Source organism: Actibacterium pelagium (assembly GCF_002285415.1).
Taxonomy (GTDB): domain Bacteria; phylum Pseudomonadota; class Alphaproteobacteria; order Rhodobacterales; family Rhodobacteraceae; genus Actibacterium_B; species Actibacterium_B pelagium.
Map to the genome: position 1 here is coordinate 348,811 of NZ_NSBU01000006.1, position 20,809 is coordinate 369,619.

Here is a 20,809-nt window from a genome sequence, read left to right on the forward strand (position 1 = left end):
AGATGTCCGAACCCGACCCGACATTACGCCCAGACCGCCAGCCCGAAGACACTGACCGCGCCCTGCGCCCGCAGGGGCTGGACGAGTTCATTGGTCAGGCGGATGCGCGCGCGAACCTGCGTGTCTTCATTGAAAGCGCAAAGCAACGCGGCGAAGCGATGGATCACGCCTTGTTCCACGGGCCTCCGGGCCTTGGGAAAACGACCTTGGCGCAAATCATGGCGCGCGAACTTGGGGTGAACTTCCGGATGACCTCTGGCCCGGTGTTGGCCAAGGCCGGGGATCTGGCGGCGATCCTGACAAATCTTGAGGCACGGGATGTCCTGTTCATCGACGAAATTCACCGGCTCAACCCCGTGGTCGAGGAGGTACTTTACCCCGCGATGGAGGATTTCGAGCTTGATCTTGTGATCGGCGAAGGCCCCGCGGCAAGGACGGTTCGGATTGAGCTACAGCCCTTTACGCTGGTCGGTGCCACGACGCGGCTTGGGTTGTTGACGACACCGTTGCGCGATCGTTTCGGTATTCCGACGCGGTTGCAGTTTTACACGGTCGACGAGTTGCACCACATCGTCAGCCGGGGCGCGCGCTTGATGGGGATCCCAGCAGACGATGAAGGCGCGCGCGAGATTGCAAAACGGGCGCGGGGAACGCCCCGGATTGCCGGGCGCCTTTTGCGCCGCGTGGTGGATTTTGCCGTGGTCGAGGGCGACGGCCGGATCACGCAAGCAATCGCTGATAACGCCCTGACGCGACTTGGGGTGGATCACCTTGGGCTAGATGGCGCAGACCGGCGGTACCTTATGATGATCGCCGAGAACTATGCGGGTGGCCCCGTGGGGATCGAAACCATGGCGGCGGCTCTTTCGGAAAGCAGGGATGCTTTGGAAGAGGTGATCGAGCCATACCTGCTGCAACAAGGCCTGATCCAACGGACACCGCGCGGCCGAATGCTGGCGCAGAGGGCCTGGGATCATCTGGGGCTGTCGGCGCCCAAAGCCCCGGGGCAGACTGACCTGTTTGGAAAATAGGTCGATCCTTGGGGCTGGACCTTCTGGCTGAGTTTCGACAAGAACAGGCGCAACAAAGTGGAGCCTGACAATGACGCCCAAAGAGGTTGAAGCCCTGTTTACCCGTAGCGACGGGACCTACCTGTTTTCTCGGTGGGGGCGACCGATTGCACCCGTCGTATTCGGGGTGGAAGACGCCACCTTGCAGGTGGTCAAGGGCGCCTGCGAGGCCGTTGTGGCGCTGGCCGGGCACAAGATGGCGGAAACCGACCCCGAACTGGGGTCCAATCTGATGGTCTTCTTCCTGCGCGACTGGCAAGAGCTTCTGGACACGCCGAACATGGACCAACTGGTGCCTGAGCTGGGTCCGCTGGTTGGGCGGCTTAAGGACAGTGGTGCAAACCAGTATCGCTTCTTTCGCTTCGACGAGGATGGGGCAATCAAGGCGGCCTTTGTGTTTATCCGCATGGATGCGCAGCTGGCCCAAATGGCCGCTGAAGATCTGGCTCTTGGGCAGATGGTGCAAACCATTCTTCTATGGTCGGACGTGGCCTTTGATGCTCAAAGCCCCTTGGCCAAGACGCCTGCAGGGCCACTGGTACTGCGCCCAGAGATCGCCGCGGTGATCCGGGCTGGCTATGACCCTGTGATGCCCGCCGTGGCGCAAGACACCAGCCACGCGCTACGCCTGTTTGCGCGACTGGGGGATTTGGCATGACACATCAGTTTCCTGTTCGCGTTTACTATGAAGACACCGATCTGGCGGGGATCGTTTATTACGCCAATTACCTGAAGTTCATTGAACGCGGGCGCAGCGAATGGGTTCGGTCGATCGGCATCAATCAGGATCGGATGAAGCAAGATGAGGGTCTGATCTTCGTCGTCCGCCGGGTCGAGGCGGACTATTTGATCCCTGCGCGCTATGACGACGAACTGATCGTCGAGACCGAGGTGATCCAGCTTGGCAGCACATTTGTAGAGCTGAACCAGAAGGTTCTTCGTGGATCTGACACTTGTTTTACCGCTGTTGTGAAGATCGTTCTTATCAATAATTCTGGCCGTCCGGCGCGTATTCCGGCGGAACTTCGCCCAAAATTATCTGCCGGTTAGGCATATTTGCCTTCACGTTCGGTTGTATTGGCAATTGAACTTAAAACCCGATACTCTGCGTCGTAATTAAGGCCGTAACAAGCGGCGCAGAAACGAGCAGATTATGGAAACGGAAACCCTTGCGATGGCGCAGGAGATTGATTTCTCCATGCTGGCGCTATTCATGCGTGCCACCCTGACGGTGAAGATCGTGATGCTGATGTTGATCGCGGCATCCTTCTGGAGTTGGGCAATCATCATTCAAAAACACAAAACCTATCGCCGGGCGCGGCGCGAGGCGGATGTGTTTGATCATGCCTTCTGGTCGGGGGAACCGCTGGACGAGTTGTTCGATAAGATCGGGCCAGAACCCAAGGGCGCTTCGCAGCGGATCTTCGCGGCAGGAATGATCGAATGGAAGCGTAGCCATCGACAGGATGGCGGTATGATTGCCGGGGCCGCGACGCGGATCGACAGGAACATGGATGTCGCCATTTCGAAAGAAGGAGAGGCTTTGACCAGCGGTCTGCCGTTCCTTGCGACGGTTGGGTCTACGGCCCCGTTTGTCGGGCTTTTCGGCACGGTCTGGGGCATCATGAATGCCTTCATCGAAATTGCTCAACAACAAAGCACCAATCTGGCCGTTGTAGCGCCCGGGATTGCCGAGGCGCTGTTTGCGACCGCGCTTGGGCTTCTCGCGGCAATTCCGGCCGTTGTTGCCTATAACAAGCTGTCTTCCGACAGTGACCGCATCATCGGCGGCTACGAAGCTTTTGCCGACGAGTTTTCGACCATCATCTCGCGCCAGTTGGACGCCTGAGCGATGGGTGCGGGTGTCATCAAGGGCAAGCAGGGCGGGCGCAGGCGTCGCGGACGGCATCAGACGCAGGCCATGTCCGAGATCAACGTCACTCCTTTTGTCGATGTGATGCTGGTCCTGCTGATCATTTTCATGGTCGCGGCACCGCTGTCTGTGGTGGGTATCCCCATTGAATCGCCTGAAACCGCGGCCACTGCTTTGCCAAGCGAAGAGGAAGAGCCGCTGACGATTACGGTGACCGAAACCGGCGAAGTGGCGATCCAGACCACGCCGACCCCGCTTGATGAACTGATCCCGCGCCTGCAGGCCGTGGCGTCGGAACGATCCAGCCGCAAGGTTTTCCTGCGTGCAGATGGTCGTGTTCCTTACTCGCAAGTAGCCCAGATCATGGGCGCGCTGAACGCAGCAGGCTTCCGCGATATCGGGTTGGTGACCGAAAGCGGGGGTCCGACGCTGGACGGGGCCAACTAGGGGGCGCGCGTGAACACGGGCGTGATCATTTCAGGTCTGGGTCACGGATTGCTGATCCTGTGGCTGCTTTTCGGCGGGTGGTTCTCTCGGCCGGAAGAGGCTGAATTTACGACGACGGAGGTTTCTATCCTGTCCGAGACAGAGTTTCTGGCCCTGACCGCACCTGCGCGCGCACCGTCGATCGTGAACGAGGCGCCGGACGTGCCTGCACCCAACACGGAACTGGCGGCTTTGCCACCGGTCCCGTCCGATGCGCGACCAACGCCAGCGCCGCAACCGGATCAACCGACGCCTCCGAACCCGGAGGACGAGCCGGATGTCTCTCGGTTAACGCCAGCGCCCCCGAAAGAGGTCGCGGATGATCTGCCAGACCTGCCGATCCCGCCCGCGCCCGAAGAAAGCGCGAACCTGATCCCTGATATCGGTGCCCCGCGCCCGGTTGCCCGTGTCGCGCCAACCCCGTCTCCGGCGCCGACACCAGAGCTTGACCGTGCGCCCGAGGTCTCGAAAGCGCCGAAACCGTCAGAAGACGCAGCAGAACAGTTGCCGGAAGACAAAGATGCTGCCCCGGAAGAAGCCGCGCCCGAGATCGTGACCGAGGCCGAGGTGACCCAAAAGCAAGGCACGGCCCCGGCCAGTTCGATCCGGCCGACCGCGCGGCCCGCCCGAGTAGCAGCGCGACCCGAACCAAAACCCGAGCAAAAGCCTGCTCCGGCACCAGAACCCGTATCTCCGCCGCGCGACGCGCTGGCTGATGCATTGGCAGAGGCTCTGTCTGGCAGCGGCGATGCGCCCACCGGCCCACCTTTGACCTTTGGCGAACGGGATGCGTTGCGGGTCGCGGTCAGTCGTTGCTGGAACGTCGGCAGTGCTTCGACCGAGGCGTTGCAGACAACGGTGGTTGTGGGGGTCGAGATGACACCGGACGGCAAGCCTGTGCAGGGGTCGCTGCGGTTGATCTCGCACAGTGGTGGCAGCGAAGCTTCTGCTCGCCAAATGTTCGAATTTGCCCGCCGCGCGATCCTGCGTTGTGGGGCTTCTGGCTTTGATTTGCCGAAAGAGAAATATGGTCGCTGGCGCGACATCGAAATGACATTTAACCCGGAGAAAATGAGGATCAGATGATGCTACGGACAGTTCTCCTTGCACTGGCGCTGGCCAGTCCGTTCACCGTCCCGACTGCGTTTGCGCAGGATGGCCCACTGCGGATCGAAATCGACGAGGGTGTGATCGAACCGCTGCCCTTCGCAGCCCCGACCTTCATCGCGGAAACGCCGCGCGCGGCGGCTTTGGCGGAAGAGATCACGCGGATCGTGGCCGCAGACCTGGCTGGAACAGGTCTGTTCCGCGAAATCCCAATGGCGGCACATATCGGGCGGATCACCAGTTTTGACAGCCCGGTTCAATATGCCGACTGGCGCGCGATCAACGCACAGGCGCTTGTGACGGGTGCGGTGAACACTGATGGCACCAATATCACCGTCAAATTCCGCCTGTTCGATGTGTTTTCCAATGCGCCCTTGGGCGATGGCCTACAGTTTGGCGGCACCACTGCCAGCCTCCGCCGCGTGGCCCATAAGGTGGCAGATCAGGTCTACAGCCGGATCACGGGCGAGGGCGGTTATTTCGACAGCCGCGTGGTCTATGTTGCGGAAAGCGGGCCGAAGAATGCGCGGCAGAAACGCCTTGCGGTCATGGATTACGATGGGGCGAACACCAGCTATCTGACGGATGCAGCCAGCATCGTGTTGGCGCCGCGGTTCTCTCCGGCAGGGGACCGGGTGCTTTATACCAGCTATGAAACCGGCTTCCCCCGAATCTATGCACTGAACCTTAACCAGATGACCCGTCGCGCGTTGGATGACCAGCCCGGCACCATGACCTTTGCACCGCGCTTCGCGCCAGATGGGAACACGGTTGTCTTCTCGCTGTCCCAAGGTGGCAACACTGATATCTATTCGCTGAACCTTGCAAATGGATCGCGTCAGCGCCTGACTTCTGGTGCGTCGATTGATACCGCGCCCAGCTTTTCACCTGACGGTCGGTTTATCGTCTACGAAAGCGACCAATCGGGTAGCCAGCAGCTGTACATCATGCCAGCGGGTGGCGGCGAAGGTCGCCGGATCAGCTTTGGCAAGGGCCGCTATGGCACCCCGGTCTGGTCGCCGCGTGGGGATCAGATCGCATTTACCAAACAGTATCAGGGCCGCTTCCATATTGGCGTGATGCGCACGGATGGATCGGAAGAACGCCTGCTGACGGCCTCGTTCCTGGATGAGGGGCCGACGTGGTCTCCTAACGGACGTGTGATCATGTTCACCCGGGAAACCGCTGGTGCGGGCGGGGCGCCTGCGCTCTACTCTGTCGATATTACCGGGCGCAACCTGCGTCGGGTGTCTACTGTTGGGGCTGGGTCCGATCCCGCCTGGTCGCCGCTATTGCCGTAGGGGCAGAATTTCACAATCGGCGCGGCAATGCTATGATCGCGCCATCGAGCCAAGAATGAGAACAAGGATGTTCCAAATGAAACTTTTCACAAAAAGCCTTTTGCTGGTTGGCGCGCTTGCCGTGTCTGCCTGTACCGACCCGGGCCGCTTTGGCGGTGGTGCCGGTGGTTTTGGCGACGGGGCAGGCGGGCTGAACGGCTCTGTCAACGACCCGCGCTCGCCTGCGTATTTCCAACAGACGGTTGGGGACCGGGTGCTGTTTGCCGTGGACCAACATGCGCTTTCGCCCGAGGCGATGGCCGTTCTGGATGGGCAGGCGCAATGGCTTATGTCCAACCCTGAATACACCGCAATCATCGAAGGTCACGCAGACGAACAAGGCACCCGCGAATACAACGTGGCCCTTGGCGCGCGTCGTGCGAACTCTGTCTTCGAATACCTCGAGTCGCGTGGGGTGGCCTCGAACCGCCTGCGCACCGTTAGCTATGGTAAAGAGCGCCCGATCGAGATCTGCTCGACCGAGGTTTGCTATGCCAAGAACCGCCGTTCGGTCACCGTCGTGACTGCCGGTCTGTCCAGCTAATAGGAGGCCGCCATGCGGGCACTGTCGCTGATCCTTGGTCTGACCTTTTGCGCACCAGCCTTCGCGCAAAGCAACGAACAGACCTTGGCCGATATCCGTCAGGAAATGTCGGTTCTGTATGTCGAGTTGCAGCGCCTCAACCGGGAGCTTTCGACGACCGGTGGGGCGAGCGGCGTGGCGACTCCTGGCTCTGTCCTTCAGCGCGTGACCGCGCTGGAGGAACAATTGAACCGGCTGACGGCGAAGACCGAACAGCTGGATTTTCGTATTAATCAAGTGGTTGCCGATGGCACCAATCGCCTTGGCGACCTGCAATTCCGTGTTTGCGAACTGGATCCCGGCTGTGACATCGCCAACCTGCCTGAAACACCTGTTTTGGGTGGCGGTGACCTGCCGCAGGCGATCCGTCCTGCGATCACAGAGTCGCCGGTGAAAGCCCCCGAACTCGCCGTCAGTGAACGGGCCGATTTCGAGGCAGCCTCGCAAGCGCTGGCCGATGGGGCCAACCGCGCCGCGGCGGAACAGTTCGCGCTATTCGTCGAGAATTATCCCGGCGGCCCGCTGACAAGCGAGGCGCATTTCATGCGCGGGGAGGCGCTGCGCAACATGGGCGACATCACCCCGGCAGCCCGCGCTTACCTGCAAAGCTTTTCAGGTGCGCCCAACGGTCCGATGGCCCCCGAGGCGCTGTATAAGCTGGGTCTTAGCCTTGCCGATCTCGGCCAGATGCAGGAAGCCTGTGTCACTTTGGGTGAGGTCAGCATCCGCTTCCCTTCGGCCCCGGTGGCGGGCAGTGCATCGCAACAACAGACCCAACTTGGCTGCCAGTGACGGCTGAAGACGACCTGCTTCTACACCTCTTCGGGTCGGCGATGATGTTCGACAAGTCGGACCCGTTGGGTCTGGCTGTGTCCGGCGGCGGCGATTCCATGGCCATGCTGCATTTGGCCGCCCTATGGGCCAAAGAGGCAGGCATTGGGCTGCGTGCGGTGACAGTCGACCACGGTTTGCGCTCCGAAGCCGCCGAAGAAGCAAAATTCGTTGCGAAGATTTGCCAAGACCTTGGGGTGCAGCACGACACTTTGACATGGGACCACGAAACTCTTGCAGGCAATCTTCAGGATCAAGCGCGCCGTGCGCGGTACCGGTTGATGTCCGATTGGGCAAAGGAACACGGGATCACTTCGATCGCGCTTGCCCATACTGAAGACGATCAAGCCGAAACCTTCCTGATGCGATTGGCGCGTGAGGCCGGAGTGGATGGCCTGTCCGGCATGCAACAGCGTCGGAAAGCGGATGGCATTACATGGCTGCGCCCGCTGTTAGTGGCATCTGGGGAGGATCTACGATCGTTCCTGACCCGCCGTGGACACTCTTGGCGCGAGGACCCGTCGAACCAAGATACGCGTTTTGAACGCGTTAAAGCTCGGCAAGTCCTGACGGAGTTAGAACCACTCGGCATCACGGCAGGCAAGCTTGCGGGGGTGGCATCGCAATTGTCGATGGCGCGTCAGGCCTTGGATGTGCAAACCCTTAGGGCGGCTACAGATTTCGTCACGGTCGACCGGGGGGATCTGCTGATTTCACGGAAAGGGTTGCTTTTGCTGCCCCCTGAAATCCAGCGGCGCTTGTTGCAAGCCGCCCTTAGGTGGGTTTCTAACGCAGAGTATCCTGTGCGAAGCCAGAAACTGACAGATTTCGAGGTAAAGCTAATCGAAGGTGAACAGGCGACCTTGCGTGGTTGTATTGCCTTCCCAGAAGCAGAGGCCGTGCGGATCACGCGCGAATTAAAAGCCGTTTCCAAGACGGTTTGCGCGTCAGACCAGTTGTGGGATGGGCGCTGGCGCGTGGAGGGTGCCCCCGTGGGCACAGAGCTGCGCGTTTTGGGTGAAGCTGGTCTGCCGCAATGTCCCGATTGGCGTGAAGCTGGCCTGCCAAGACGGTCTTTATTGGCCAGTCCGGCAGTCTGGCAGGGTGACGAATTGGTTGCTGCGCCACTCGCAGGTCTGGAAAATGGATGCAGCGCCAAATTGGCGCGGGGGGATGATAGCTTCTATTCTTTGATTATATCGCATTGAACCTCGGGCAGGTTCCTCTATTTTAATAGGAGGCCCCGTCGACGGGGCCGGAGCTAATTCTTAAGGAGTGTACAGTGGGCAACGCGCGAAATATCGCATTCTGGGTCGTATTGTTCGTATTGATCCTCGCACTGTTCAACATTTTCAGTGGCGATCCGCAGACCAATTCTGGACGCGAGATCACGTATTCTGAACTGGTAGAGCGCGTAGAGGCAGGCGAAGTGTCCGCCGTAACGCTTGATGGCGAAAACGCGATGGTCGTCGGATCCGACGGCTCTGTCGCCACAGCAATCATTCCGCGCCAAGTTGATCTGACCGACCTGCTTCTTGAAAAAGGTGTGCAGGTCAAAGCAGAGCCGCAGGAACAAAGCGGGCTGTTGGCCTATCTGGGCACGCTGCTTCCCTTCATCATCCTGATCGGTATCTGGATCTTCCTGATGAACCGCATGCAGGGCGGTGGCCGTGGCGGTGCGATGGGCTTTGGCAAGTCGCGCGCAAAGCTGCTGACTGAAAAGCATGGCCGTGTGACTTTTGACGATGTCGCGGGCATCGACGAAGCCAAGGAAGAGCTGGAAGAGATCGTCGAATTCCTGCGTAACCCGCAGAAATTTAGCCGTCTGGGCGGTAAGATCCCCAAAGGCGCGCTTCTGGTGGGCCCTCCGGGTACTGGTAAAACGCTTCTGGCCCGCGCCATTGCGGGTGAGGCTGGTGTGCCGTTCTTCACCATCTCGGGTTCCGACTTTGTCGAAATGTTCGTGGGCGTGGGCGCAAGCCGTGTCCGTGACATGTTCGAACAGGCCAAGAAGAACGCGCCTTGTATCGTCTTCATCGACGAGATCGACGCGGTTGGCCGCTCGCGTGGTGCCGGCTATGGCGGTGGTAACGACGAACGCGAACAGACCCTGAACCAGTTGCTGGTCGAGATGGACGGTTTCGAAGCCAACGAAGGCATCATCATCGTCGCCGCGACCAACCGTCCCGACGTTCTTGACCCTGCGCTGCTGCGTCCCGGTCGTTTCGACCGTCAGGTTCAGGTGCCGAACCCCGATATCAAAGGCCGCGAAAAGATTCTGGGCGTTCATGCCCGCAAGGTGCCTTTGGGCCCCGATGTTGACCTGCGCATCATCGCACGCGGCACGCCGGGCTTCTCGGGCGCTGATCTTGCGAACCTTGTGAACGAATCTGCGTTGATGGCCGCACGCGTCGGCCGCCGTTTCGTCACGATGGAAGATTTCGAAAACGCCAAGGACAAGGTCATGATGGGCAGCGAACGCCGCTCTATGGTCATGACCGAGGATGAGAAGAAGCTGACCGCCTACCACGAGGCAGGCCACGCCGTTGTCGGTCTGAATGTCCCGCAGCATGATCCGATCCACAAGGCGACGATCATTCCGCGCGGCCGTGCGCTTGGTCTGGTACTTTCTCTGCCGGAGCGTGACGAACTGTCGGTCAGCTACACCAAGTACAAGTCCAAGATCGCCATGGCGATGGGCGGACGCGTCGCGGAAGAACTGATCTTTGGCCCTGAAAACGTGACCTCTGGTGCAGCATCGGACATCCAACAGGTGACCCGGATCGCACGCGCGATGGTAACGCGCTTCGGCTTTGACCCTGATCTGGGCTATGTCGATTACGCGAATGAGCAGCAGTCTTATCTGGGCAACTACCAGAGCGGGTCAAACCATTCTGGCATCACCCAGAAGACCATCGACGACAAGGTGCGTGAGCTGGTGGACGAAGGCTATGCCACAGCCAAGCGCATCCTGACCGAGAAGGCGGATGATCTGGAGCGTCTGGCCCAAGGCCTGCTGGAGTATGAGACCCTGACCGGCAACGAAATCACCAAAGTTATGGCAGGCGAGCCGCTGAACAAAGGTGACGACGAGGATGACAACCCGCAAGACGGCAACGCGCCTTCGGTCACGGCAATTCCCAAAACCAAGCCGCGGTCCAAACCCGATGGTGGGATGGAGCCAGAGCCGACCGCTTAATAGGTCCAGAAATTGATTTAAAACCCGGAACCAGAAATGGTTTCGGGTTTTTCATTTCCAAAACCCCGTTGTTTCATTTGGTTTTGCTTAGGCCCAAAGGTTCCATTTGGCGGTCTACGGTCTGGTTGATTTCTTTAGGTTCTTTCGGATTTTGGATTGCACGTTGCTTCGGTTCGAAACAGTGTTGTCTGGCTGGGGCATTTGGGGCCCATAAGCGGGGAGGACATAATGGGTTTCAAAACCGACATCGAAATTGCACGCGAAGCAAACAAGAAACCGATCCAGGAGATTGGTGCAAAGCTTGGCATTCCGACAGAGCATCTACTGCCCTACGGCCATGACAAGGCCAAGGTTAGCGCTGACTTCATCAAGTCATTGGATGGCAAGGACGACGGCAAGCTCATACTTGTCACGGCCATCAACCCGACCCCGGCAGGCGAAGGCAAGACCACGACCACTGTTGGTCTTGGCGATGGTTTGAACCGCATTGGAAAGAAAGCTGCGATTTGTATCCGCGAGGCTTCTTTGGGCCCGAATTTCGGGATGAAGGGCGGGGCTGCCGGGGGGGGCTACGCGCAGGTGGTCCCTATGGAAGATATGAACCTGCATTTCACAGGCGATTTCCATGCGATTACCAGTGCGCACAACCTTCTGGCCGCGATGATCGACAACCACATCTACTGGGGCAATGAGCTGGAGATCGACGAACGCCGGGTGACATGGCGGCGCGTTCTCGACATGAATGATCGCGCCCTGCGTGACACTGTGACCTCGCTTGGTGGTGTAGCCAATGGGTTCCCGCGCCAGACTGGGTTCGACATTACCGTTGCGTCCGAGGTTATGGCGATCCTTTGCCTTGCGAAGGACCTGAAAGATCTCGAGACACGCTTGGGGGATATGATTGTCGCCTATCGCCGTGATCGCAGTCCGGTTTATTGCCGCGACCTGAAGGCGGACGGCGCGATGACCGTTTTGCTGAAAGACGCGATGCAGCCCAATCTGGTTCAAACGCTAGAGAACAACCCAGCTTTCGTTCACGGCGGCCCCTTCGCCAATATTGCCCACGGCTGTAACTCGGTCGCGGCAACAACCACGGCTTTGAAACTGGCGGATTACGTGGTGACCGAAGCGGGTTTTGGTGCCGATCTGGGTGCCGAAAAGTTTCTGAACATCAAGTGTCGTAAAGCGGGTCTTTCGCCCTCTGCCGTCGTGGTGGTCGCCACGGTGCGAGCGATGAAGATGAACGGCGGCGTCGCACGTGCCGACCTGAATGAAGAGAACGTTGAGGCAGTTCAGGCCGGATGCCCGAACCTTGGCCGCCATATCGAGAACGTCAAATCCTTTGGGGTTCCCGTAGTCGTTGCGATCAACCACTTTGTCTCTGATACAGATGCCGAAGTCGAAGCAGTTCGTGAATACGTGGCCTCGATGGGGGCAGAGGCCATCCTGTGCCAGCACTGGGCCAAGGGATCGGAAGGGACGGTCGAACTGGCGACCCGCGTGGCCGAGATCGCCGATGCGGATGTTGCGAACTTCGCGCCGCTTTATCCCGACAAGATGCGCCTGTTCGACAAGATTGATACCATCGCGAAACGGATTTACCGCGCGGATGAGGTCTTGGCCGACAAGAAGATCCGGGACCAACTGCGCGACTGGGAAGAGGCCGGTTATGGCAATTTGCCGATCTGTATGGCCAAAACGCAGTATAGTTTTTCGACCGATCCCAACTTGCGCGGGGCACCCGTAGGGCATTCTGTCCCGATACGAGAGGTACGCCTGTCGGCGGGGGCAGGGTTTGTCGTGGTGATCTGCGGGCAAATCATGACGATGCCGGGCCTGCCCAGAAGACCGGCCTCTGAAACCATCAGATTGTCCGACGATGGCCTGACAGAGGGACTGTTCTAAGGCGTCTTCACGAAGCATGCTGGGTTGAATGTTGTCGCGGCGCTTTCTAAGCAAGCCGCGACACGTCATCGTGGATATCGGGTCGTGCCGAAGAAGTTGCTTCAAATGCGCGCAACAACGCAGAAGTTGCAGGGTTTGATCCAGATTTGACCGAACAAATCTGGCGCATTCTGATCGAGTGGTCTATCGCTGGCGGAAAGCGGATTCTTGGGCCTTCTGACGAGAGGAATTGATCATGAGCGCAACCATCATTGACGGAAAAGCCTTTGCAGCCTCGGTCCGCGAGAAAGTCGCCACCCACGTGGCGCGCTTGAAAGAGGTGAATGATATCACCCCCGGCCTTGCTGTTGTTCTGGTCGGTGAAGATCCCGCCAGTCAGGTCTATGTCCGCTCCAAGGGCAAGCAGACCGTCGAGGTCGGCATGAACAGCTATGAACACAAACTGGACGACGACACTTCGGAAGAAGATCTGCTGGCGCTGATCGACAAGTTGAACAACGATCCGGCCGTTCATGGCATTCTGGTGCAATTGCCGCTGCCCGATCACCTGAACGAGGACCTTGTGATCAATGCGATCGATCCCGCGAAGGATGTCGACGGGTTTCATATCTCGAACGTGGGTCTTCTGGGGACAGGGCAGAAATCGATGGTGCCCTGCACTCCGCTTGGATGCCTGATGATGCTGCGCGATCATCATGGCTCGCTTTCTGGCCTGAACGCGGTTGTCGTGGGCCGTTCGAATATCGTGGGAAAACCGATGGCCAACCTGCTGCTGCGCGACAGCTGCACCGTAACCATCGCGCATTCACGCACCAAGGATATCGAGGCTGTGTGCCGTCAGGCTGACATTCTTGTCGCTGCCGTAGGGCGTCCACAGATGGTTACCGGTGACTGGGTCAAGCCCGGTGCGACTGTGATTGATGTGGGCATCAACCGTATTCCGGCCCCCGAAAAGGGCGAGGGAAAGACCCGGCTTGTGGGCGATTGTGATTTCGACAGCTGTGCCGAAGTGGCAGGCGCCATCACGCCTGTTCCGGGCGGTGTGGGTCCGATGACCATCGCTTGCCTGCTGGCCAACACCCTGACAGCCTGTTGCCGCGCCAATGCCCTGCCAGAGCCGGAAGGCCTGACCGCCTGAGATTAGGTTTGAACCTGCGCGTGGTTTTCTGCGCGTTCGGCTCTTGCCGCTTCATACAAACCCGCGACGACGCTTTGGACGTGGTCTGCAAGATCGCGTGCTTCGGTTTCAGGGATACCTGCGGTCTGGATCGGTTCGCCAAACCTAATTGACAATTGCCCCGGCCGAGCGCGAAGGCTGGCCAGTGGCATCACGTGGTGCCCGCCAAAAAAGGCGACCGGTACGATGGGGGCCTCGGCGCGCATTGCAATCAATCCGGCCCCGACCTTAAAGCGCCGTACCCCGTCCTGACCTGAAAGGCGGCCCTCTCCGCCCCAGGCGACCCGTTCGCCACTGCGCACGAGGTCAACCATTCCTTCCATGGTTCGATTTGTCGCGTCGCGATTGCCGCGGGCAACAAAGTCAATTGGCAGCCTGCGGAAGGCGGACCGGGCGAAGGGAAACCAGGTGTAAAGATCCGCGGCAGCAGCTCGGTCAATGTGGTCCCACATCTCTTTGCAGAAGGCCATCAGATCGATAAAAGAGCTTTCGTTGTAGCAAACCACGCAGCCTTGTCCGGCTTTGGGCGTTGGCCCCGACAAATCAACGCCGACCCGGCAGGTTTCCAGAAAGCGTGACGAATAGTCGATCAAGATTTTTCGTGCGTGCGCCTGATCCGTGGCCCGCGCCATGCGCAGGTTCATCAAGGGCGCGCCGGCCAACCAGCGGATTGACGCATAACTGCCGCGCCATGTCTGAACGAGTTTCTGCATTTGATCTCCTTCTGCAGACCTAGTTCAAATCGAAGGCGTGAGCAAATGGACTAACGCGGCATTGGAATGGGGTGGACGGTTTTGCCGGTGACAAACGCCAGTGCCTCGGGGCCCATCAACGACGACAGTGCCGGATGTGTGGATCGGAGACCCCCGGTGTAGGTGCCATAAGCTGGCAGGATCAGGCGTGTGTCATCGACCAGAAACACCGGCTGCGATCGGTTCGCCAGCCGGGCTTTGGGGTGATAGTGGCCAGAGACCTCTCCGACGGCGGCATCCTCGGCGATGTGGCGAAACGTTAGGGGGCCGACCTGTAATTCAGACCGGTGCGTTCCGGCCAGTTCAATCGGGCCCGGGTCGTGGTTGCCCTCGATCCAGATCCAATTGCGCCCTGCCATCAGCCGCGTTAGCCACAGCTTTTCATCATCCGGCAGGCGTTCGGCGGCTTCAAGATCGTCCCAGCTGTCGCCAAGGCAAATCACCTGCCGCGCATTCATGGTTTGAATGTCTTCTTCCAATCGCGTCAGGGTCTCTCGCACTTCGTAAGGTGGCAGCAAACCGCGGCTTTTGCGGGCATAGCGGTCGGCTTTACCGAAATGCAGGTCAGAGACGCAAAGAAGCTGTTGATCGGGCCACCAAAGCGCGCCCGAAGGGCAGGCAAAAAGCTGGGCGCCAGAGAAAGTAAAACGATGGCCGGTCATAGTTATTTGGTGCGGTGTTGTCGGCCCGAAATCAAGCCTTTATCGCAATCCAGCCTCGGCCATCAGCGCCTCTGCTTCTTCCTTCATCAAACGCTCTGTTCCGGCACCCTGAACGGGCACGCGCCCGACCTCTAGCAGAAGGGGGGCGGCAAGCGGAGAGACTTGGTTCAGGGCGCGATGATCAATGCGGTCTTCAACGCGGGCCAGCAGCTCTTCGATTCTGCCGAAATCGACCAGCCCTTTCAGCGCCTCTTCGCGCGTGACCTGCATCATCAGGTGATCAGGATCGTATTTCAGCAGGGTGTCATACAGGATATCAGAGGAAAACGTCGCCTGCCGTCCCGACTTGCGTTTGCCCGGAGAGTTTCGGTCGATCAGCCCCGCGATCAGGGCAGAGGTACGGAAGGTGCGTTTCATCACTGCGTTGCCGTTCAGCCATGTCTCGAACCCGTCGCGCAGGTCGTGCCCGCGCAGCAACATGGTTGGGTCGGTCACAGGGTCCAACCCCCAGATCAGGGTGGCGTAATCGGTCGCCACAAAGCCAAGCGGGTGCAGACCCTCGCGCTCCATCCGGGCGGTCAGAAGCAGCCCAAGGGTCTGCTGTGCGTTCTTGCCCGCAAAGCCGTAGACGCAGGTATAGTGGCGGTCTTGCAGAGGGAAGGTCTCGACCAGCAGGCGGTCGCCTCGCGGCATCTGAGAGATCTCTCGTTGCAAGAGCAGCCAATCTGCCGTGTGGCCGGGCAGGGTGGGCCAGTCGGGTTGGTTCAGCATCTCAAGAATGCGCGCGCTTAGCTGGGTCGAGGTCGCGAACTTGGTGCCCGAAAAGACGGCGACACGCGGTTCCCGGTCTGCGCGGCGGGTGACCTCAACGGTCATTTCGCGCAGGCCCTCATAGCGGACGATCTGCCCGCCGATCAGGAAGGTATCCCCCGGTGTCAGCGAGGCAGCGAAAGCCTCTTCCACCTCGCCCAGAGGTTGGCCACCGCGGCTGTGTTTCAGTCGTACCTTCAGCTTGTCGGTGTCAACAATGGTTCCAAGGTTCATTCGGATTTGCGCAGCTGCTCGCGGATCTCGCAACTGCCATTGCCCGTCGCGTTGGACCAGTCGTTGGTAGCGGTCATAGGCGCGCAGGGCGTATCCACCGGTTGCTGCGAAGTCGAGGCAGGCGTCGAAGTCCGGGCGCGACAGCGCCGCATAGGCACCCGAAGATGTGACCTGAGAGTAAAGCGTATCGGCGTCAAAGGGCCCGGCTGCGGCTGTCCCCAGAATGTGTTGGCACAGGACATCGCGTGGACCGGGTGACCGGGGATCACCGTCCAGCGCGCGTGCCTGAACGGCTTGCAGGGCGGCTTGGCATTCGATGACCTCAAACCGGTTGGCAGGAACTAGAATCGCCTTGGACGGCGCGTTGTAGCGGTGGTTGGCGCGCCCGATCCGCTGAACCAACCGTTTGACGTTCTTGGGTGCGCCCACTTGGATCACTAGGTCTACGTCGCCCCAGTCGATCCCCAGATCTAGTGAACCCGTACAGACAATGCCGCGCAACTGTCCGGCGGCCATCGCGGCTTCGACCTTCAGGCGCTGTTCTTTCGCCAAGGACCCGTGATGGATGCCAATCGGCAAACCCTCTTCGTTGGCCAGCCACAGGTGGTGGAAGAAGATCTCTGCCTGCGCACGGGTGTTGTGGAAGATCAGCGTGGTCTTGTGCTTACGGACAAGGTCAAGAACGTCGGGGATCGCATAGCGACCGCCACCGCCCGCCCAAGGGGGTGGGGTCTGGGTTTCCAGCATCCTGATGTCCGGGTCCGGTCCGGGATCGGCATTCAGGATTTCACATGGGTCCGGTTGGCGGGCAAGATACCCGGCAATGGCCTGTGGGTCTTCAACTGTCGCAGACAGGCCAACACGGCGCAGGCCCGGGCAGAGTGCTTGCAGACGTGACAGCGACAGCATCAACTGATCGCCGCGTTTGCTTTCCGCGAGGGCATGGATTTCGTCCACGATAACGCGCTGCAGCCCGTCGAAAATGCGTGGGGCGTCGGGGTAGGACAGAAGCAGGGCCAGACTTTCAGGTGTCGTCAAAAGAATGTGCGGCGGGTCTGCGCGCTGACGCTTGCGTTGCGTGTAGGGGGTGTCACCCGTCCTGTCTTCGATCCGAATGGGAAGGCCGATCTCTTCGACGGGGGTGCGCAGGTTGCGCCTGATATCAGCAGCCAACGCCTTTAGCGGCGAGATATAGATCGTGTGCAGCCCATCGCTTGGGGCGTCTGCCAGCTCAACCAAAGTTGGGAGGAACCCAGCCAGCGTTTTGCCGCCCCCGGTCGGAGCAATCAGCAACTGGCACGGGCTAAGAGACCGTTCAAGCATGTCTGACTGGTGTGGATGGATGGACCATCCACGCTGGTCAAACCAGTCTTGAAACTTGGGGGGCAGGGCGCTCATGCGTCTAGTCTTAGGCGCAAAAGGCGGCGGGGCAAATGCCCCGCGACGCTTAGTGGGCGATCGCCTCGTCCTTGACGAACATGTTTTCCCAGGCCCGGTCGATCAGGTCGGGGTTCATCTGATATGGGATGCCTTCGAACTCGCAGATGGAAATCATCTGATCGACCAGGAAGATCGGCTGATAGTTCGAATAAACATTGTCGATCGTCGGATACTTCTCACGCAGAAGATAGATCAGCGTGTCTTCGTCCAGCGGCATGCCACGAGCACGCGACACCAGCGCGAAAATCTTCAGATAGTCTTCCTGATTTGGGCCGTCGATCTTGATCTTGAAGAAGATACGACGCAGGGCCGCGTTATCGAAGATCTGGTTCGGGTGGAAGTTGGTCGAGAAGATGACCAGCGTGTCAAACGGCACCTCGAATTTCTCACCCGATTGCAGGGCCAAGATATCGCGGTTTTCTTCCAGCGGAACAATCCAGCGGTTGACCAGCGCCTGCGGCGGTTCTGTTTGGCGACCAAGGTCGTCCACGATGAAAACGCCGCCGGTGGCCTTCAATTGCAGCGGAGCCTGATAGGTCCGCGCGGTCGGGTTATAAACAAGGTCCAGCATCGACAGGGACAATTCACCACCGGTGATCACTGTCGGGCGCTCACACAGCACATAGCGCGAGTCGAACCGGTTCGACGTCCGGCGCAGCGAGGTCGGGTCGTCGACCATCTCTTCGGCTTTGTTGTGAATGATCGGGTCATAAACCGTGATCACCTGACCGGCATATTCAATGGCGCGTGGAACATAGATCTTGTCGCCAAGCGCGTCGCGGATACCGTTCGAGATCGAGGATTTACCGTTACCCGGAGGGCCGTACATCAGGATCGAGCGGCCCGCGGAAACCGCCGGGCCGAGATGCGACAGAAGTTCGTCCGGAAGAACCAGATGGCTCATGGCACCGGTCAGCTGTTCGCGTGTGACATGGATGTTTCGGATCGACTGGCGTTTAACCTGCTCGCGGTAGGTTTCCAAAGGCACGGGCATGGCGCCGTAGTATTCGGACTGAGACAAGGCATCGAGTGCACGCGCGCGGCCGCTGTCAGTAAGCTGATATCCCATCTCGCCGCCAGAGTTGGCGTGCAGGGTACCGGTTGCCTCGACCAATTTTTGGGAGCGCGCCAGATCAACCAGTTCCTGTGCAACAGGGATCGGCAGGCAAATTGCGCGGGCAATGTCGGAGACCTGATCAAGGTTTTTCCGGAAGATGGTCTTCAAAAGGATGTCGCGCATCATAACGATCGGAAGTTGCATTTCTTCCAATCGCTTAGGTGCTGGCGGGGCAACGACGTTCGGTGTTTCAACGTTCATAGAAAGCCTCACAAACTGGGATTTGGCTTAAACTAGCCTTACCCTATGTCGATAATGCGGCACAAAACAGCCTCAAAATCTATTTTGTTGCGGTATTCACGAGGTGAATCAAAAGAGTACTCATCAAGGCGATACCCATAGGAAACTTCTTGCTGAACAAGGATTCCCAGTTTGGTAGCGCGGTCCGGACCGCTTGCATACGGCGGATAAGTCGGTGCGCCACGAAGGTAACGATCAGGCAGGCGCAAAACACACCGAAGGCCCCGATAACATTAGACCAGGCAAAGAACGGGGCCATGGCTGCCGCGAATTTAGCGTCACCCGCGCCCATCGCGTCAATCTGGTTCAAAAGGAACCCTACGACCAGAATCGCGCCCGCAAGAGCCCACCGCCAGCCATAGTCTTCAAGCGGCATCACAAATGGACCGACAACGGCGAAAACGGCCAAAAGCGCCAGAACCGCTTTGTTCGGGATTTTCATGTACTTCAGGTCGCTATAGGCAACCCACAGACAAATCGGGAAAACCAGTGGTAGGAACCACAGTGCAGCTTCAGCAGGGGTCATCATTACAGCGTCACATCTTTCTCAAGGGATTCCAACGCGCGAACGGCAGGTTCGAAATACTGCGGGTGAACCTCAATCGCCTCTTGAAGCAGGCCGCGTCCGGTGTCCACGTCCCCCTGTTTGATCGCCGCAAGAGCCATCGTATGCAGCAGTTGCGCTTCTTCGACCTGCGACATGGGGATCACGGGCAACTGGTACTTGCGCTGCTTCGCACGGGCCAGAACCAGATTGTTCTTTGCAGTGAACATGCCCTGATCATAGGTCAGAGCTTCGGCAAACAGTTTCTCGGCGCCTTGGTTATCCCCACGGCTAAGCTTGGAGTAACCCCAGTTGTTCAGCACGCTGGCTGGACGGGTGGTCAGGCTGATCGCCGTTTCGTAATAGCTGTCCGCACGAGGCCAGTCCTGCTTGCTGTCGGCGATCATCGCTTCCAGCCGATAGCGTTTGAATGTCTCGTGGGTTGGGGGGGTGCTGTTCAAAGCAGCCTCGGCCGCCTTCCACTCTCCTGCGCGGATGCTGGCATCGGCCAGTTCCACCTTATCCTCAGAGGTCGATTGCGGGTGTTCTACAACCTTCTTCCACGCCGACATACCTTCGACTGACCGACCGCCACGCACCAGAGACACGGCCAAGCCGCGTCTGAAGTCGATATTGTCAGGGTCTTTCGCCAATTCACGCTTGAAATAGGCTGCCGCCTCATTCGGGTTGGCGGACCGGATCATGATTTCATTGATGGCGTTACGGTCAGAGTTGATCACATCCTGTACGGCGCGATCCACGTCCTCTTCGGCGGATTTGGTACAGGCCGACACAAGAACCGTGCTGGCCAGACATAGCATTAGAACCGACGATCGGCGCATTTTCAGCGTCCTTTACTGCTCTTCGGTGGGTGGCGTTGAGAGAAGCAGATAGCGCCCCTTGCCCCGCCGAACCAATTCGTATCCATTATTATTGGAGGCATCATAAGCGGGATTTTCTGTCAAAGCGATAGCCCTGTTGAGGTTTTCACGAATCTCGGGCGAGATACCGCCATCAATTGCAAAGGCTGTCTTGAAGAAAATCTTGGCCTCTCCGGGCTCGTTCAACTCCATCAGAACAACGCCCAGATTGTTGTAGGCCGGCGCAAAGGCGTCATCTTCTGCAACGGCCCGCCGCAGGACGTCCTCTGCCTGATAGAGGCGACCCAGCTTCAGGTTGGCCGAACCAATGGCGGAAAGTACATCCATCGTCAGCCCTTGTTCAGAACCCGCACGATAATAGGCGCTGAGGGCAAGCTCGTATTCGCCAGCCGCCATAAGGCGATGCCCGACGATGAGCCCGTCAACAGCTTCGCGAACAATCGGCGTGCCGGGCGGTGGAGGCGGTCCTTCGAACCCTTCGTTCAGTTGGCCCCTAGCCTGACAGCTGGCCAGTAAGGCCAAGCTGGCAAGAAGAACGATGAAACGAGGAGCCATGGG

The 20,809-nt window shown here is 59.0% G+C and carries 20 protein-coding genes; 13 read left to right on the forward strand and 7 right to left on the reverse strand.

The window, feature by feature from the left end; genetic code table 11:
* The first annotated feature begins 2 nt into the window (after nucleotides 1-2).
* The 13 genes from ruvB (at nucleotide 3) to folD (ending at nucleotide 13,532) form a co-directional block, all read left to right on the forward strand.
* Entirely contained in the window at nucleotides 3-1,031 is a 1,029-nt protein-coding gene (gene ruvB / locus CLM58_RS08565) for a Holliday junction branch migration DNA helicase RuvB (RefSeq protein WP_095595511.1), read from the forward strand.
* A 70-nt stretch (nucleotides 1,032-1,101) separates the two neighbouring features.
* Complete coding sequence (locus tag CLM58_RS08570; RefSeq protein WP_095595512.1) at nucleotides 1,102-1,728, forward strand: hypothetical protein; 627 nt, start codon at nucleotides 1,102-1,104, stop codon at nucleotides 1,726-1,728.
* Nucleotides 1,725-2,120, forward strand: a complete 396-nt coding sequence (ybgC, locus tag CLM58_RS08575) for a tol-pal system-associated acyl-CoA thioesterase (RefSeq protein WP_095595513.1) — start codon at nucleotides 1,725-1,727, stop codon at nucleotides 2,118-2,120. The genes CLM58_RS08570 and ybgC overlap by 4 nt, the downstream gene beginning before the upstream one ends.
* Nucleotides 2,121-2,223: 103 nt before the next feature.
* Nucleotides 2,224-2,919: a protein TolQ gene (tolQ, locus tag CLM58_RS08580; RefSeq protein ID WP_095595514.1), complete on the forward strand. Its 696-nt coding sequence runs from the start codon at nucleotides 2,224-2,226 to the stop codon at nucleotides 2,917-2,919.
* Nucleotides 2,920-2,922: 3 nt separating this feature from the next.
* The gene (locus CLM58_RS08585; RefSeq protein ID WP_095595515.1) at nucleotides 2,923-3,390 is read left to right on the forward strand and encodes an ExbD/TolR family protein; all 468 of its coding nucleotides are present in this window, start codon (nucleotides 2,923-2,925) and stop codon (nucleotides 3,388-3,390) included.
* Between the two features lie 9 nt (nucleotides 3,391-3,399).
* Nucleotides 3,400-4,515, forward strand: a complete 1,116-nt coding sequence (locus tag CLM58_RS08590) for an energy transducer TonB (protein WP_095595516.1) — start codon at nucleotides 3,400-3,402, stop codon at nucleotides 4,513-4,515.
* The gene (gene tolB / locus CLM58_RS08595) at nucleotides 4,512-5,837 is read left to right on the forward strand and encodes a Tol-Pal system beta propeller repeat protein TolB (protein WP_095595517.1); all 1,326 of its coding nucleotides are present in this window, start codon (nucleotides 4,512-4,514) and stop codon (nucleotides 5,835-5,837) included. The genes CLM58_RS08590 and tolB overlap by 4 nt, the downstream gene beginning before the upstream one ends.
* A gap of 76 nt (nucleotides 5,838-5,913) precedes the next feature.
* Nucleotides 5,914-6,420 carry a peptidoglycan-associated lipoprotein Pal gene (gene pal, locus CLM58_RS08600; protein ID WP_095595616.1) on the forward strand — a complete coding sequence of 169 codons (507 nt, stop codon included), beginning with the start codon at nucleotides 5,914-5,916 and terminating at the stop codon, nucleotides 6,418-6,420.
* Nucleotides 6,421-6,432: 12 nt separating this feature from the next.
* The gene (gene ybgF / locus CLM58_RS08605) at nucleotides 6,433-7,251 is read left to right on the forward strand and encodes a tol-pal system protein YbgF (RefSeq protein WP_095595518.1); all 819 of its coding nucleotides are present in this window, start codon (nucleotides 6,433-6,435) and stop codon (nucleotides 7,249-7,251) included.
* A complete protein-coding gene (gene tilS, locus CLM58_RS08610; protein WP_229666218.1) occupies nucleotides 7,248-8,498 on the forward strand; it encodes a tRNA lysidine(34) synthetase TilS in 1,251 nt (416 codons plus the stop codon). The genes ybgF and tilS overlap by 4 nt, the downstream gene beginning before the upstream one ends.
* 74 nt (nucleotides 8,499-8,572) lie before the next feature.
* Nucleotides 8,573-10,489: an ATP-dependent zinc metalloprotease FtsH gene (gene ftsH / locus CLM58_RS08615; RefSeq protein WP_095595519.1), complete on the forward strand. Its 1,917-nt coding sequence runs from the start codon at nucleotides 8,573-8,575 to the stop codon at nucleotides 10,487-10,489.
* A gap of 228 nt (nucleotides 10,490-10,717) precedes the next feature.
* Nucleotides 10,718-12,394, forward strand: a complete 1,677-nt coding sequence (locus tag CLM58_RS08620) for a formate--tetrahydrofolate ligase (RefSeq protein ID WP_095595520.1) — start codon at nucleotides 10,718-10,720, stop codon at nucleotides 12,392-12,394.
* A 235-nt stretch (nucleotides 12,395-12,629) separates the two neighbouring features.
* Nucleotides 12,630-13,532 carry a bifunctional methylenetetrahydrofolate dehydrogenase/methenyltetrahydrofolate cyclohydrolase FolD gene (gene folD / locus CLM58_RS08625; protein ID WP_095595521.1) on the forward strand — a complete coding sequence of 301 codons (903 nt, stop codon included), beginning with the start codon at nucleotides 12,630-12,632 and terminating at the stop codon, nucleotides 13,530-13,532.
* A 2-nt stretch (nucleotides 13,533-13,534) separates the two neighbouring features.
* On the opposite strand, the gene CLM58_RS08630 is transcribed toward folD, so the two are convergent.
* From CLM58_RS08630 to CLM58_RS08660, 7 genes are all read right to left on the reverse strand, one after another.
* Nucleotides 13,535-14,284 (reverse strand): lysophospholipid acyltransferase family protein, encoded by a 750-nt coding sequence (locus CLM58_RS08630; RefSeq protein WP_095595522.1) that lies wholly within the window; start codon nucleotides 14,282-14,284, stop codon nucleotides 13,535-13,537.
* Nucleotides 14,285-14,334: 50 nt separating this feature from the next.
* Nucleotides 14,335-14,985 (reverse strand): ligase-associated DNA damage response endonuclease PdeM, encoded by a 651-nt coding sequence (gene pdeM, locus CLM58_RS08635; RefSeq protein ID WP_095595523.1) that lies wholly within the window; start codon nucleotides 14,983-14,985, stop codon nucleotides 14,335-14,337.
* Between the two features lie 39 nt (nucleotides 14,986-15,024).
* Nucleotides 15,025-17,427 carry a ligase-associated DNA damage response DEXH box helicase gene (locus CLM58_RS08640; RefSeq protein ID WP_095595524.1) on the reverse strand — a complete coding sequence of 801 codons (2,403 nt, stop codon included), beginning with the start codon at nucleotides 17,425-17,427 and terminating at the stop codon, nucleotides 15,025-15,027.
* A gap of 49 nt (nucleotides 17,428-17,476) precedes the next feature.
* Nucleotides 17,477-18,787, reverse strand: coding sequence for an ATPase (locus tag CLM58_RS08645; protein WP_095595525.1), 1,311 nt, complete (start codon nucleotides 18,785-18,787; stop codon nucleotides 17,477-17,479).
* Between the two features lie 79 nt (nucleotides 18,788-18,866).
* Nucleotides 18,867-19,352 (reverse strand): prepilin peptidase, encoded by a 486-nt coding sequence (locus CLM58_RS08650; RefSeq protein ID WP_095595618.1) that lies wholly within the window; start codon nucleotides 19,350-19,352, stop codon nucleotides 18,867-18,869.
* A 2-nt stretch (nucleotides 19,353-19,354) separates the two neighbouring features.
* Nucleotides 19,355-20,212, reverse strand: a complete 858-nt coding sequence (locus tag CLM58_RS08655; RefSeq protein WP_095595526.1) for a tetratricopeptide repeat protein — start codon at nucleotides 20,210-20,212, stop codon at nucleotides 19,355-19,357.
* 12 nt (nucleotides 20,213-20,224) lie between these two features.
* Nucleotides 20,225-20,806 (reverse strand): tetratricopeptide repeat protein, encoded by a 582-nt coding sequence (locus CLM58_RS08660; RefSeq protein ID WP_095595527.1) that lies wholly within the window; start codon nucleotides 20,804-20,806, stop codon nucleotides 20,225-20,227.
* Between the last annotated feature and the right edge of the window lie 3 nt (nucleotides 20,807-20,809).

Bases quoted from the DNA above. Each gene is read 5' to 3' on its own strand.
- ruvB (WP_095595511.1), top strand. From the start codon at position 3: ATGTCCGAACCCGACCCGACATTACGCCCAGACCGCCAGCCCGAAGAC.
- CLM58_RS08570 (WP_095595512.1), top strand. From the start codon at position 1,102: ATGACGCCCAAAGAGGTTGAAGCCCTGTTTACCCGTAGCGACGGGACC.
- ybgC (WP_095595513.1), top strand. From the start codon at position 1,725: ATGACACATCAGTTTCCTGTTCGCGTTTACTATGAAGACACCGATCTG.
- tolQ (WP_095595514.1), top strand. From the start codon at position 2,224: ATGGAAACGGAAACCCTTGCGATGGCGCAGGAGATTGATTTCTCCATG.
- CLM58_RS08585 (WP_095595515.1), top strand. From the start codon at position 2,923: ATGGGTGCGGGTGTCATCAAGGGCAAGCAGGGCGGGCGCAGGCGTCGC.
- tolB (WP_095595517.1), top strand. From the start codon at position 4,512: ATGATGCTACGGACAGTTCTCCTTGCACTGGCGCTGGCCAGTCCGTTC.
- pal (WP_095595616.1), top strand. From the start codon at position 5,914: ATGAAACTTTTCACAAAAAGCCTTTTGCTGGTTGGCGCGCTTGCCGTG.
- ybgF (WP_095595518.1), top strand. From the start codon at position 6,433: ATGCGGGCACTGTCGCTGATCCTTGGTCTGACCTTTTGCGCACCAGCC.
- CLM58_RS08620 (WP_095595520.1), top strand. From the start codon at position 10,718: ATGGGTTTCAAAACCGACATCGAAATTGCACGCGAAGCAAACAAGAAA.
- folD (WP_095595521.1), top strand. From the start codon at position 12,630: ATGAGCGCAACCATCATTGACGGAAAAGCCTTTGCAGCCTCGGTCCGC.
- CLM58_RS08630 (WP_095595522.1), bottom strand. From the start codon at position 14,284: ATGCAGAAACTCGTTCAGACATGGCGCGGCAGTTATGCGTCAATCCGC.
- pdeM (WP_095595523.1), bottom strand. From the start codon at position 14,985: ATGACCGGCCATCGTTTTACTTTCTCTGGCGCCCAGCTTTTTGCCTGC.
- CLM58_RS08640 (WP_095595524.1), bottom strand. From the start codon at position 17,427: ATGAGCGCCCTGCCCCCCAAGTTTCAAGACTGGTTTGACCAGCGTGGA.
- CLM58_RS08645 (WP_095595525.1), bottom strand. From the start codon at position 18,787: ATGAACGTTGAAACACCGAACGTCGTTGCCCCGCCAGCACCTAAGCGA.
- CLM58_RS08650 (WP_095595618.1), bottom strand. From the start codon at position 19,352: ATGACCCCTGCTGAAGCTGCACTGTGGTTCCTACCACTGGTTTTCCCG.
- CLM58_RS08655 (WP_095595526.1), bottom strand. From the start codon at position 20,212: ATGCGCCGATCGTCGGTTCTAATGCTATGTCTGGCCAGCACGGTTCTT.
- CLM58_RS08660 (WP_095595527.1), bottom strand. From the start codon at position 20,806: ATGGCTCCTCGTTTCATCGTTCTTCTTGCCAGCTTGGCCTTACTGGCC.